Below are 12,565 nucleotides of genomic sequence, written 5' to 3' on the forward strand. Positions count from 1 at the left end.
CAAGGCCCGTTTTTCCCTCCGGAATTCCTGTTCTTATTGCGTGAGTCGCCAACCATGAAGCGAGTGCTCTCCATTCAATCCCACGTAGTCTTTGGCTGTGCCGGCAACAGCGCCGCCGTTTTTCCCATGCGTCGCCTCGGGATCGAGGTGTGGCCGATGAACACGGTGCAGTTCTCCAACCACACCCAATACCGCGAAGGCTGGCAGGGGATGGTGATGCCCGGCGGTCATATCCGTCAGCTGGTAAACGGCCTGGCGGAGATCGGCGTGCTGGCCGAGTGCGATGCGCTGCTGAGCGGCTACCTCGGCTCGGCCGAACAGGGGGAGGAGATCCTGGCTGCTGTGGCCCGGCTCAAGGCGCTCAATCCGGCCGCCCTCTACTTTTGTGACCCCGTGATGGGTCATCCCGACAAGGGGTGCATAGTGGCACCCGGCGTCGCCGATTTTCTGAAAAACCGGGCACTGGCCTGTGCCGATATGCTGGCCCCCAATCTGCTGGAGCTGGAACAGCTCACCGGCCGCGATATCCGCAATGTGCCGGAGGCCATCGAGGCGTGCCAGCAGTTGCGCGCGCAAGGGGTCAAGCTGGTGATGGTCAAACATCTGGGCAAGGCCGGCTTTGCCATGGACCGCTTCGAAATGCTGCTGGTGTGCGAGGAGGGGGATTTTCATCTATCCCGCCCGCTCTACCCTTTTGCTCGCCACCCCATCGGGGTGGGGGATCTGCTGAGCGCCACCATGCTGGCCAATCTGCTGGCCGGTTGTACCCCGGTAGCGGCGTTCGAACTTACCAACGCCAGCGTGGATGCGGTGCTGGCTCGTACCTGGCTGGCGGGGGCCTACGAGCTGCAACTGGTGGCGGCCCAGCACGAGATGGCGCTGCCGCAGGTCTCCATTCGGGCGACCCGCCTCTAGGCTATTTGCGTCAACAGCAGAAACAACAAAGCCCTGATCATCAGGGCTTTTTATATTTCAGATTCGGGGAGAGGGCTTAGTCCTGCGGGCTTTTGAGCGCCTTGACCACATCCTCTTTGGGCTCCAGCTCCTTGACCTGATTGAAGATCTCCAGCTCCCCTTGCGGGCTGACGGTGTAGGCATCGGCATCCTGATAGCTGCCGCTGCCGGCGCTCTCGATGATGACCACCAGCTCGGGCTGCTTGTCGCCATTCAAATCGACCAGTTTCAGCTCCCGGATAAAGCCGTTACGGGCCATCACCTTGCCATCCTGAAACTCATCCAGTGGAAATTGGGCGTTCTGACCCGAATAGAGTCGCACGTCATAGCTGCCGATGGAGGCGGGTTCACCGACCCCCTGCGCTACCCGGATCACCTGCCCGGAGGGGAGGGTCAGTTGCTTGCTAAATCCCTCTTCGGCTTGTGCTTGTGCCGCCAGCGGCAGGGTCAGCAGCCCTGCCATCATCAATGCTCTGTTCATCTTGCAACCTCTTGCTGTCTCTTGAGTGCGGGCTCCCGGGGAGCCCGCCCTGATGCTGTTACCAGATCTTCACCCGCTTCTGGGGTGGCAGATAGAGCTTGTCCCCCGGCTGGATGTTGAATGCCTCGTAGAAGGCGGGAATGTTCGGCACCACGCCGTTGACCCGGTACTCGGGCGGCGAGTGGGGGTCGGAGCGCAGCAGCATCTGCATCAGCTCGGGGCGATACATCCCCTTCCACACCTGCGCCCAGCCGAGGAAGAAGCGCTGTTCGCCGGTGAAGCCATCCAGCACCGGCGCCTCCTTGCCATCCAGTGACAGCTCATAGGCTTTGTGGGCGATGGTGAGACCGCCCAGATCGCCGATGTTCTCCCCCAGGGTGAACTGGCCGTTGACGAACTGGCCGTTGATGGGCTCGAAGCGGTTGTACTGGGCCACCAGACGGCTGGTGCGGAAGCGGAACTCCTTGAGATCCTGCGGCGTCCACCAGTCGCGCATCATGCCGTCACCGTCGGATTTGGCCCCCTGATCATCAAAACCGTGGCCCATCTCGTGGCCAATGACCCCGCCGATGGCGCCGTAGTTGACCGCATCATCCGCCGTCATGTCGAAGAAGGGGGGCTGCAAAATGGCCGCCGGGAAGACGATCTCGTTGTTGCTCGGGTTGTAGTAGGCGTTCACCGTTTGCGGCGACATGTGCCACTCGTCCCGGTCGACCGGCTTGCCGAGGCGCGCCAGACTGTCTGCGTATTCAAAGGTTTGCGAGCGTTGCAGGTTGCCCACCAGATCATCCGGTTTGATGGCGATGGCGCTGTAATCCTTCCACTTGTCGGGGTAGCCGATCTTGGGGCGGAACTTGGCCAGCTTCTCGAGTGCCTGCGCCTTGGTCTCGGGCGACATCCAGTCGAGCTCCTTGATGCTCTGGCCGTAGGCGGTGCGCAGGTTCTCCACAAGCTGCTCCATCCGCTCCTTGGCTGCTGGCGGGAAGTAGCGGGCCACATAGAGCTGGCCGACCGCTTCACCCAGATGATCGTTCAACACCCCCAGTCCACGCTCCCAGCTGGCGCGCTGTTTGGGCGTGCCGCTCAACGTGGTGCCGTAGAAGGCAAAGTTGGCGCGGTCGGTCTCGCTGTCGAGATAGGGGGCGTAGTCGGTCAGCAGTTGCCACTTGAGGTAGGCCTGCCAGTCGGCGATGGGGGTCTGGGCCATCACCTGATCCAGCGCGCTCAGATAGGTCGGCTGACCGATGATGAGTTCCGGCTGACCAGCAATGCCCGCGGCATTGAGATAAGCCTGCCAGTCGAGATGGGGGGCGAGCCGTGCCAGTTCGCTGGCGGGGCGCTTGTTGTAGTTCTTCTCCCGATCCCGCAGGGCGACGTTGTCCCACTGGATGGTGGCGAGCCGGGTTTCGAGGGCCAGAATCCGTTTGGCTTTGCCGCTCGGGTCAGACTCACCGAGGCGGCTCAGCATGGCGGCGATATGCTGTTGGTACTTCTGGCGCAGGGCCTGACTCTCGGGATCCTGCTTGAGGTAGTAGTCCCGATCCGGCAGCCCCAGTCCACCTTGATAGAGGTAAACCGCATAGCGGTCGGGGGACTTGGCATCGGCGTCGATCCAGATGCCAAACGGCGCGCCGCCGCCCATGCGGCCCGACTGGGCAAAGGCACGGGCCAGCGCGGCCTGATCACCGATCCGATCGATGTCGGCCAGCGCCGGTGCCAGCGGGGTGAGCCCCTTGGCGTCACGGCCTGCCTGATCCAGATAGCTGGCGTAGAGATCGCGGATCTGCTGGGTCGGCGTGCCGGTGGCGGCCTCCTGCTTGGCCAGCCCCTCGACCAGCACCCGCACATCGGCGAGGGATTTGTCCCGCAGCATGTAGAAGGCGCCATCGGCGGGGCGATCGTCGGGGATCTTGGCGGTGGCGAGCCACTTGCCATTGACGTAACGGAAGAAGTCATCGCCGGGTTTGACCTGGGTGTCCATATTGGCCAGCGCCAGCCCGGAGTGTTTGGGGGAGTCTTGCGGTGCCTGACTGCAGCCAGCCAGCAGGGCCAGTCCAATCAGGCCGGCCAGTAAGCTTTTCTTATTGTTCATCTTGTTTGATTCCAATTCGGATTGTTTGCTTCCCTGCCCATCTTCCTTGCTCCAACCGGTTGTGCGACCGCCTTGCGGCCTGCCTGGTGGAGAGGGCGGGCGAGCCTCACTCTAGCAGCAGGGTTGCAGCTTGATAAGCCCGACTCTGCTAAGATCGGCCGGTCCGTTTTGGGGAAGCCTATGATTTCTCATCTTTATTCTCGCTTTTGTCTGACTATGCCAGCGCCGGAAGGTTCCACCGGTCTGCTGGTGGCCTTCAGTGGCGGCCTCGACTCCACCCTGCTGCTGGTGCTGGCGGCGCAGTATGCCCGCGAGCACAGCCTGCCGCTTCGCGCCCTGCACGTGCACCACGGCCTCAGTCCCCATGCCGATGAGTGGGTCGCTCATTGTGAAGCTGTGTGTCAGCAATTGGCGGTGGAGCTGCTGGTCGAGCGGGTGACTCTGGCCCGTGGCAATGGCGAGAGTCTGGAGGCGCAGGCCCGCACCGCCCGTTACCAGCGGTTGACCGCCCGGATGCGGGAGGGGGAGTGGCTGCTCACCGCCCACCATCAGGACGATCAGCTGGAGACCCTGCTGCTGGCCCTCAAGCGCGGCGCTGGTCTGCGTGGACTGGCGGGGATCCTGCCAAGCCAGCCCTTTGCCGGTGGCCTGTTGCTGCGTCCGCTGCTCGATATGAGTCGCGCCGAGCTGGCCGAGGCGGCGGCGAGCCTCCCCTTTGGCTGGGTGGAGGATGAGAGCAATCAGGATGTGAGCTATGACCGCAACTTTTTACGCCAGACGCTTATCCCCCAGCTCAAGGCGCGTTGGCCCGCCATGGCCCAGACCGCGGCGCGCAGCATGGCCCTGTGCGCCGAGCAGGAGGCGCTGCTGGACGAACTGGCAGAGAGTGACTGGCAGCTGGCGGGCGAGGAGGAGGCGCTCCATATCGGCCCGCTGCACGCCCTTTCACCCACCCGGCGCAACAACCTGCTGCGCTACTGGATCCGCCGTCAGGGGGGGGAGATGCCATCCCGTGAGCAGCTTGCCCGGCTCTGGCAGGAGGTAGCGCTGGCGCGCGGCGATGCCAATCCCCAGCTCAACTGGGGGCGCCAGAGCTGCCGCCGTTTTCAGGAGCGACTCTATCTGGTGAGCCCTGATCTGCAACCTTGCCATCAGGTGTTGCCGGTCACAGTGGGTGAGCCGCTGACCCTGCCGGACGGGTTGGGTGAGCTGGTGGTACGCATGGCGGAGCACGGCGAGGATCTGCTGCGTTCCCCCCGAGCGGATGAGCCTCTCTCGGTGCGTTTTCAGGTGGCGCCCGGGATCCCCCTCAAACCGGTGGGGCGAAGCGGCAGTCGGCGGATGAAGAAGCTGCTGCAGGAGTATGGCGTGCCTTCGTGGCAGCGAGGGCGCATTCCCATCCTCTACTATGGCGAGCAGGTGGCGGCGGTGGTGGGGCTCTTTGTCTGCGACGGTTATATGGCACAGAGTGCCGGGCTGGTTTGCCACTGGCAGGGAAACGGTGCCGCCCCCATCCTGCCCGAGCAGGATCTTGCCTGAGGTGATCTCGGTGTGAGGGAGGCTTAGCCCAAAAAAAGAAGCTCCGGTCACATGGCGCGCATGTGCCGGAGCAAAGAAGAGTTCGGGATTATTCGTTAGGGCTGGCCTTGCCTGCTTTCTTGCGGGCGTAGAGGTGACTGTCGGCCGCCTCGTAGAGGCTCGGCACATCGACCCCGGATTGCCAGCTGGCGGCGCCAAGGCTGCATCCGACCGAGAAGGTGCTGAGCTCCTTGTTGGTCATCAGCATGTGCTGCAGTCGCAGCCAGACCGGGCGCCACGCCTCGGGTTCGGCCGGTTGCAGCAGCAGGGCAAATTCATCTCCCCCGAGCCGGAAGGCTTGATCCGTGCTGCGAATGCACCCCTTGAGCAGCTGGGCGAAGCGACTCAGCACCAGATCCCCCACCGGATGACCCCAGGTATCATTGATCTGCTTGAAGCGATCGAGATCCAGCAGCACCAGCACCAGACCGTGGGGCTCGCGGCTGTGCTGTTCGATGGCGCGACCGATGGCCTCGTCAAAGTAGGAGCGGTTGCCAAGGCCGGTCAGGTGATCGAGCCGGACCAGCTGATCCAGTTTTTCCAGCCGCAGATAGAGGGGCAGCAGCAGGCAGAGCAGCTGATGGTATTGCATCAGTACCCGTTGCTGGCTGCCGCTCAGCGGATGTTCCAGCTCGTAGTAGAGCTGGCCGAGCAGCTGGCCGTGCTGGCCGCGCAGTTCGAACGGATAGTTGTGCAGGTTGAGGGTGGCCAGCGGCGGGTGCTGGATCAGCACATGGGGCTGGCCACAATCGAGGTAGAGACTGTGGATCCTGACAATTCTTGCCGCACGATCGGCAAAAGTTGTCAGCAGACCGCCGAGATCGCTCTGCCCCAACAACTGCTCGAGCAACTGGTTGCGTTCAACGCTGGGCAACGGCGTGAGCCGCTCCATCTGGCGAACCCACTGCTCGATGCCATGGCTAAAGCCATTAAGTGACGACGTATTTTCCATGGTCTTCCACCTGTAACACCTGACTACTGTCTCCTACCTGCAATTGGCATGCCCAATATATCTTTCCTGCCCGCCAGATCGGCTGACTAAGCTTAAGTCGATAAAAGGAGAGGAAAATTTGTACACCGACCTGTTGATCCTGCTGTTCGCCGCCGTCCTGCTGGTGGCAACTTTCCGGCGCCTCGGCTTGCCGGTCATCCTTGCCTACCTGATTGCCGGCGTCTTGCTCGGCCCCCACGGGCTGGCGGTGATCACCGGTCAGTCGATCATGCAGACCATTGCCGAGCTCGGGATCGTCTTTCTGATGTTTTCGCTGGGGCTGGAGTTTTCCCTGCCGAAATTACTGGCGATGCGCCGGTTGGTACTGGGGGTAGGGATGTTGCAGGTGCTGCTCACGTCACTGCTCTTTTTCGCCATCGGCTGGTGGTGGGGGCTGGGTCTGGCCCAGTCGCTGGTGGTGGCGGGGACGTTGGCGCTCTCCTCCACGGCTGTGGTGATCAAGCAGCTCGGCGAGCAGAAGCAGCTCCATACCCGCCGCGCCCAGCTGGGGGTGAGCGTGCTGCTGTTTCAGGATCTGGCGGTGGTGCCCCTGCTGGTGATGATCCCGATCCTCGCCCAGCCGGAAGTGCAGGGGAGTGCGCTGGCCGCCGAGATCGCCTGGGCCACCCTCAAGGGGCTGTTTGCTCTATTCACCCTGTTGGCGGTGGGCAAGTGGTTGCTGCCGTTGTTGTTTCACGAGGTGGCGCGAGCCCGCTCCGACGAGTTGTTCGTGCTGAGTGCCCTGCTGGTGGCGCTGCTGGCTGCCTACATGACCCATTCGCTGGGGCTGTCGATGGCGCTGGGGGCGTTTCTGGCGGGGATGATGCTGGGGGAGTCCCACTACCGTCATCAGCTGGAGGTGGACATCAAGCCCTTTCGCGACGTGCTGATGGGGCTCTTCTTTATCACCATCGGCATGGCCATGGAGTGGGAACTGGTGGCGCGGGCTTGGTGGCAGGTGCTGATCTGCGTGGTGTTGCTGGTGCTGTGCAAATCCCTGCTGGTGCTGCTGGCCGGGCGGCTGATGGGGGAGCGAAAGCGCGACAGCATGGCCGCCGGCATCATGCTCAGTCAGGTGGGGGAGTTTGGCTTCGTGTTGCTGGCACTGGCGCTGCACCACGGCTTGCTGGATCAGCAACTGGTCTCCCTGCTGATCGGCATCGGCATCATCTCCATCGCCATGACCCCCTGGCTGGTGACTCAGGCCCATTCGCTGGCCCGCAGCCTCACCGATCCGGCGCTGCTGACTCGCTCCGAGGTGGCACAGTCGGGCCTGAGCAAAAACCAGCATGTCATCATCGCCGGCTTTGGCCGGGCGGGGCAGACCTGTGCCCGCTTTCTCAAGATCGAGGAGATCCCCTTTCTGGCCCTAGACCTCGACCCCGAGCGGGTGAGCGAGGCCAAGCTGGCGGGGGAGCAGGTAGCCTTCGGCGATGCCAGCCGCCGCGATATTCTGCTGGCCGCCGGGTTGTTGCGCGCGCGGCTGGTGATCATCACCTTCGATGATCGCAAACGGGTGGAGGCGATGCTGGCACTGATCCGCGAACTGGCGGGGGATCTCAAGGTGCTGGTGCGCACCCGGGATGACAGTTTTCTGGAGCAGTACAAGCAGGCGGGGGCGTTTGAGGTGATCCCCGAATCCCAGGAGGGGGCCCTGATGCTGGTCTCCCACCTGCTGCTCAATTGCGATATCCCCATCGGTCGGGTGATCCGCCGGATGGAGCTGGAGCGCAGCAGCCAGTATCGCTTTCTGCACGGCTTCTACTGGGGGGATCAGAGCGCCAGCAATCTGGAGGCAGATCAGCTGCTTGAACGCCTCCATCCTCTGTTGCTGCACGATCAGGCGTGGGCGGTAGGTCGTGAAGTGCGCGAGTTGCCGCTCGATGAGGTGCGGATCAAGGAGGTGCAGCGTGGCGATCAAAGTCTGGAACCCAGACCCGAGCTGGTGCTGGCGGCCGGTGACCGGCTGATCCTGTTTGGTACCGTGGTGGCGATGGAGCAGGCGGAGCAGCGTTTGCTGGAGGGGCGCTGAGTCCCCTTGCACTCATCGGCCGCCTCCTTTACTCCCGCTCTTTTGGTAGCCCTTCGATATCGAGGAAGGCGACGACCCGCTCCCGCTCCCTCAGGGTGTCCTGATAGCCCAGCTTGATCAGCTGCTGACAATAACCCGGATAGAACATCAAAAAGCTGGCCAGACTGCTGGTCTCATCCCCCTTCACACCCAGCACCCGCAACAGGCGGCGCAACTTTAGCGGCAGTTTGCGCAGGTAGGCCAGTGCGATGGTGTCGAGATCCTGACTCGGTTTCAGCACGCAGGTCTCCACCCGCTTCAGCTTGAGGCGATTGCGCTCCCGCTCAGGGATAAGATCCAGAGTCTGGTTGATGCGCCACAGCCGCTCCAGATCGGAGTTGAGGGTGTCGGTAAAGACCGTATCGAGCAGATGGCTGGCAATATTGGAGCTGGTGAGATGGCCGTGATGATGGGTCGGTGCCGAGTGGGCTGGCGGATCCAGGGTGATCAGCAGGATCCGCTCCGCCCCCAGATGGATGGCGGGGCTGAGCGGGCTCAACTGGTGGATGGAACCGTCGCCGTAGAACTTCTCGCCGATCCGGGTGGCCGGAAAGACGAAGGGCAACGCCGAGGAGGCGAGCAGATGCTCAGATGTAAGCACGGTGCGTACCCCGCGCCGTCTGGCCCGCTCCCAAGGATGGTGGTCGGCCCGCCCCTGAAAGAAGGTGGTGGAGAGACCGTCATCGTAATCCGATGCCGTGATGGCCAGCGCCTCCAGACTGCCGTAGAGGATGTTGTCATCGATGCGGTGATAGTCGATGAGTTGATCCAGCAGGCGGTGCAGCGGCGCGTTGTCAAAGAGGTGAAAGGCGTGGTTGGTGTGGGGATTGATCAGCCCTGCCGACCCTTCGTACATCAACCGCCACAGCAGGCGCCCCGGGTGAAAATCGAAGATGTGGTGAGTCTCGAAACGGCGCCAGACCCACTCCAGCTTGCGCACCCCCAGATGGAAGCAGGAGGCGTAGCAGGCGAGCGCGGTGACATTGATAGCCCCCGCCGAGGTGCCGCAAAGGATGGGAAAAGGGATGCCGAGATTGCGCGGGTAGAGCTCCGCAATCGCCTTGAGGGCGCCGACCTGATAGGCGGCGCGAGCACCGCCACCGGTGAGCAACAACGCTGTATTGGGTCTGGCCATATGCTGGCGCCTTATCGTGTTCTGACAAGAATGTTCCCACTGACAAGTTAACTATAAGGCGCTGTATCAAATATAAAAACGGGCGCTCGCCCGTTTTTTTCATGGCCCCGTGTCAAAGGGCGCGGTGAGGATTTTCCGGCCGCGCCAGCTGATCGAAGGCGGCGAATACCGGGGCGCTGGCGAGGATGCGACCGTGGCCCAGACCCCGGGTGCTCACCAGCCGGGTATGACCATCCTGACTGGCCCGCAAGGAATCGCCGTGCGGGGCAAATCTGTCCTCCTCGTCGTGCACGATCATCGCCGCGCCGCTGCGACTGGCGAGTCGGCCCAGCGGAACAACCGTGCTCAAGGGGTGCTGGTACTCCTGCTCAATCTCCTTGACCACCGCATCGAACAACCGGATGGAGTAGCCGGAGCGCGCCACCATGCCGTAGAGCTGGGGCACATAGTCGAGCACCGGCGAAATCAACAGCAGCGGCAGGGTATCGATACCCGCCTGACGGCTGGAGAGGGTGACGGCGCCTCCCATGCTGTGGGCGATGACCCCGTGCAGCGGGCATACTTCGCTGGCCAGCTTGGTCGCCAGTTCGTCGAAGGCGCGCACGAAGCGGGGCAGGTGGCCAGTGTTGCCTGCGCTCTGGCCGTGGGCCGGATGATCGTAGGCAATGGCGGTGAAACCTTGCGCGGCGATATGGCTCATCAGCGGATAGAACTGGCTGGCGCTGCCGGACCAGCCGTGCATCAGCAGCCACAGCGGCCCCTGACCGAGCCGATAGCTCATCAATACCCCTTCGCTGGTATGGACGGCCTGCTTCACCAGACCGGCAGGTTCGTGGCCATCCCGCTGATTGCGCTGGGGGGTGAGCAGCAACTTGCTGGCGGTGCGCTTGGCATGGGTGGGGGCGAGTCTGTGGTGTAACCGGGTGCCGATCCCCAGCAGCCATTTGCTCGGGCTGAAGCGGCTGGTGTTGAAGTAGATCTTGCTGCTCATGGTCATCCTGTGGTTTTTATGTGCGAACGGTCGTGCTTTTTTGTTGATTTTTAAAAATTAGTGTTGAACGGATGCCAAAACATCAGCGCCAGCTGCTCAGCAGAGCGTCCACCTCGGGCCAGAAGTGGCGGGCCGGATCCTGACACAGTTCGAGATCGTTGAACACCTGATCCGCCAGATAGAGGCCATAGAGGCGGTAAACGGCGCGCCAGGGATCCATCTCCCGTCGCCACTCGCCTGCGGCTTGACCCTGCACCACCTGACGGGCCAGATAGTCGAGCCAGAAGCGCACCAGTTGCCGGGCGGCTTGTTGTACAGGGCTCTCTTGCTCATGGCCATCCTGCACCGAGGTCCAGGCGTCGAGGAACATGCAGCGTCCGGCGAAGCAGTGGTTCCACGCCTGCCAGGCACGCAGCAGGGCGATCAGCTTGTCGTGCTGGCACTGGTGCTCCTGCTGACGTACCGGCTGGATCACCCGCAGCCGGAACACCTCGGCGGCGTACTCCAGCACGGCTATCTGCAGATTGTCGCGGGATTGAAAGTGGGCAAACAGGCCGCTTTTGGACATCTCGCAGGCACTGGCCAGCGAGCCGATGGTCAGGCTCTCCAGCCCTTGCTGGCTCGCCTGCTCAAAGGCAGTCTGCAAAATGGTTTCCCGGGTCAGGCGCCCCTTGCTCATCACACTCTCCTCGTTGGCGCTGGCAGCATAAAGTACGATCGTGCTAATTGTCGAGCAACAAATAGCCAGCATGGCTGGCTATTTCGTCTCGCGCGTGTCACTGCGCGCGGGGTTCAGCTCTCCTTGATATCGAGCTGTTGCAGGGCGATAACCGCCTGAGTTCGGTTCTTGACGCCCAGTTTTCTGAAGATGGCGGTGATATGGGCCTTGATGGTGGCCTCGGAGACGTTGAGCTCCCAGGCGATCTGTTTGTTCAGGCTGCCATCGCGCAGCATGATCAGCACCTTGTACTGCTGGGGGGTGAGGCTGGCCAGCTTGCTGGCGAAATCGGGGCCGTCTTCCGATTCAGGATGGAGCGAGATGCCTTCCGGCACCCAGTTATCCCCCCCGATCACCGTATTGAGGGCATTGACCAGCTCCTTCATCGGCACCGACTTGGGAATGAAGCCGAGCGCCCCGAGCCGCAGCACCTGCTGGATGATGGCCGCATCTTCCGAGGCGGAGACCACCACGATGGGCAGGTCGGGATACTGGCCGCGCAGGTGGGCCAGCCCCTCGAAGCCATTGGCTCCCGGCATCTTGAGATCGAGCAGCAACAGGTCAACTTCGGGGTGCTCGCCGAGCAGGCTGGTCAGGCTGTCGATGGAGTCCGCTTCCAGCAATTGAGCGTCGTTGATGGCCATGTGCACCGCTTGGTAAAGGGCGCCCCGAAACAGGGGGTGGTCATCTGCGATGACGATGGTAAATTGGCTGTCCATATTTCGGTTAATGGCTCACATTGTTGCTAACTGATTGTTTTGAAAAATCAAACTAGCATCGCTCACCAAGAGGGTCAAACCCGCCGGTGCGCAAATGTGAAGCGAACATCGGATGTTTTGCCATCAGGGCAGATCGGCCGGTCGCAGGCAACTCATGCAGGAGGCAACAGATGGGATCCTTGGTATTGGCGGTGGGCACCGGCTCCACCTGGGCGATGCGAGCGGCACTGGTGCTCGCCATGAGCGGGCTGACGTGGCAGGAGCAGGTGTTCGATCTGGAGGATGCCAAGTCGCTGGCGCGGCTCAAGCGGCTGGCACCGGCCGGTCTGGTGCCCTGGCTCGAACACGATGGCTTGCGGGTTCACGACTCGCTGGCCATCGCCGAATATGTTCACGAGCTCTGTCCCGACCGTCAGCTCTATCCGGTTTCGCTGGCCGAGCGGGCACTGGCTCGCAGCCTCTGCGCCGAGTTGCACGCGGGATTTCGGCAGATCCGTTCTCTGCTCCCATTCTTTCTTGGGGCGCCAACCCGTATCGATCCCCCGGTGGAGGCGGTCGGCGAGCTGGCCCGTTTGCAGGAGATCTGGTCGCAGGCGCAGGGCCCCTTCTACTTTGGCGAGGCGGGCATTGTCGATGCCTTCTATGCCGTGATGGCCTATCGACTGGCCAGCTACGGCATCCTGTTGCCCGGTCAGGCCGGAGCCTATCAGCAGGCGCTGCTGGCCTGGCCCCTGTGGCAAGAGATGTTGGTCAAGGCGCGCTTGCAGTGGCCGGTGGCAGCGCGCCAGTCACAGTGAACCGTGGCAAATAGATAAACGAGAGAGGGGAGCCAGTG

11 protein-coding genes are annotated in these 12,565 nt (G+C 62.5%); 4 read left to right on the forward strand and 7 right to left on the reverse strand.

Annotated features, from left to right (window positions below):
* The first annotated feature begins 54 nt into the window (after nucleotides 1-54).
* A complete protein-coding gene (pdxY, locus tag G5332_RS07195) occupies nucleotides 55-915 on the forward strand; it encodes a pyridoxal kinase PdxY (RefSeq protein ID WP_421311196.1) in 861 nt (286 codons plus the stop codon).
* Between the two features lie 76 nt (nucleotides 916-991).
* Here pdxY and G5332_RS07200 read toward each other — a convergent pair whose 3' ends face one another.
* Both G5332_RS07200 and G5332_RS07205 read right to left on the reverse strand, forming a co-directional pair.
* Nucleotides 992-1,435, reverse strand: a complete 444-nt coding sequence (locus tag G5332_RS07200) for a PliI family lysozyme inhibitor of I-type lysozyme (protein ID WP_101530656.1) — start codon at nucleotides 1,433-1,435, stop codon at nucleotides 992-994.
* Between the two features lie 58 nt (nucleotides 1,436-1,493).
* Entirely contained in the window at nucleotides 1,494-3,527 is a 2,034-nt protein-coding gene (locus G5332_RS07205) for a M13 family metallopeptidase (RefSeq protein ID WP_421311197.1), read from the reverse strand.
* Nucleotides 3,528-3,707: 180 nt separating this feature from the next.
* Here G5332_RS07205 and tilS point away from each other — a divergent pair, with 180 nt between their 5' ends.
* Nucleotides 3,708-5,066: a tRNA lysidine(34) synthetase TilS gene (gene tilS, locus G5332_RS07210; protein ID WP_421311198.1), complete on the forward strand. Its 1,359-nt coding sequence runs from the start codon at nucleotides 3,708-3,710 to the stop codon at nucleotides 5,064-5,066.
* Between the two features lie 88 nt (nucleotides 5,067-5,154).
* Here the strand turns inward: tilS and G5332_RS07215 are convergent, their stop codons facing one another.
* Nucleotides 5,155-6,057, reverse strand: a complete 903-nt coding sequence (locus G5332_RS07215; RefSeq protein ID WP_421172077.1) for a GGDEF domain-containing protein — start codon at nucleotides 6,055-6,057, stop codon at nucleotides 5,155-5,157.
* A 118-nt stretch (nucleotides 6,058-6,175) separates the two neighbouring features.
* Between G5332_RS07215 and G5332_RS07220 the strand changes: the two genes are divergently transcribed.
* Entirely contained in the window at nucleotides 6,176-8,128 is a 1,953-nt protein-coding gene (locus G5332_RS07220; RefSeq protein ID WP_005338473.1) for a monovalent cation:proton antiporter family protein, read from the forward strand.
* 28 nt (nucleotides 8,129-8,156) lie between these two features.
* Here the strand turns inward: G5332_RS07220 and G5332_RS07225 are convergent, their stop codons facing one another.
* The 4 genes from G5332_RS07225 to G5332_RS07240 all read right to left on the reverse strand — a co-directional run bounded on the left by G5332_RS07225 (nucleotide 8,157) and on the right by G5332_RS07240 (nucleotide 11,730).
* Complete coding sequence (locus G5332_RS07225) at nucleotides 8,157-9,302, reverse strand: patatin-like phospholipase family protein (RefSeq protein ID WP_005347843.1); 1,146 nt, start codon at nucleotides 9,300-9,302, stop codon at nucleotides 8,157-8,159.
* Nucleotides 9,303-9,414: 112 nt separating this feature from the next.
* Entirely contained in the window at nucleotides 9,415-10,293 is an 879-nt protein-coding gene (locus tag G5332_RS07230) for an alpha/beta hydrolase (RefSeq protein ID WP_421311199.1), read from the reverse strand.
* A gap of 82 nt (nucleotides 10,294-10,375) precedes the next feature.
* Entirely contained in the window at nucleotides 10,376-10,972 is a 597-nt protein-coding gene (locus tag G5332_RS07235) for a TetR/AcrR family transcriptional regulator (RefSeq protein ID WP_421172076.1), read from the reverse strand.
* A 113-nt stretch (nucleotides 10,973-11,085) separates the two neighbouring features.
* A complete protein-coding gene (locus G5332_RS07240) occupies nucleotides 11,086-11,730 on the reverse strand; it encodes a response regulator (protein ID WP_005338467.1) in 645 nt (214 codons plus the stop codon).
* A gap of 170 nt (nucleotides 11,731-11,900) precedes the next feature.
* Between G5332_RS07240 and G5332_RS07245 the strand changes: the two genes are divergently transcribed.
* Nucleotides 11,901-12,527, forward strand: a complete 627-nt coding sequence (locus G5332_RS07245) for a glutathione S-transferase (protein WP_421172075.1) — start codon at nucleotides 11,901-11,903, stop codon at nucleotides 12,525-12,527.
* The last annotated feature ends 38 nt before the right edge of the window (nucleotides 12,528-12,565 follow it).

It is taken from the genome of Aeromonas sp. 603757 (assembly GCF_049171255.1).
Taxonomy (GTDB): domain Bacteria; phylum Pseudomonadota; class Gammaproteobacteria; order Enterobacterales; family Aeromonadaceae; genus Aeromonas; species Aeromonas veronii_A.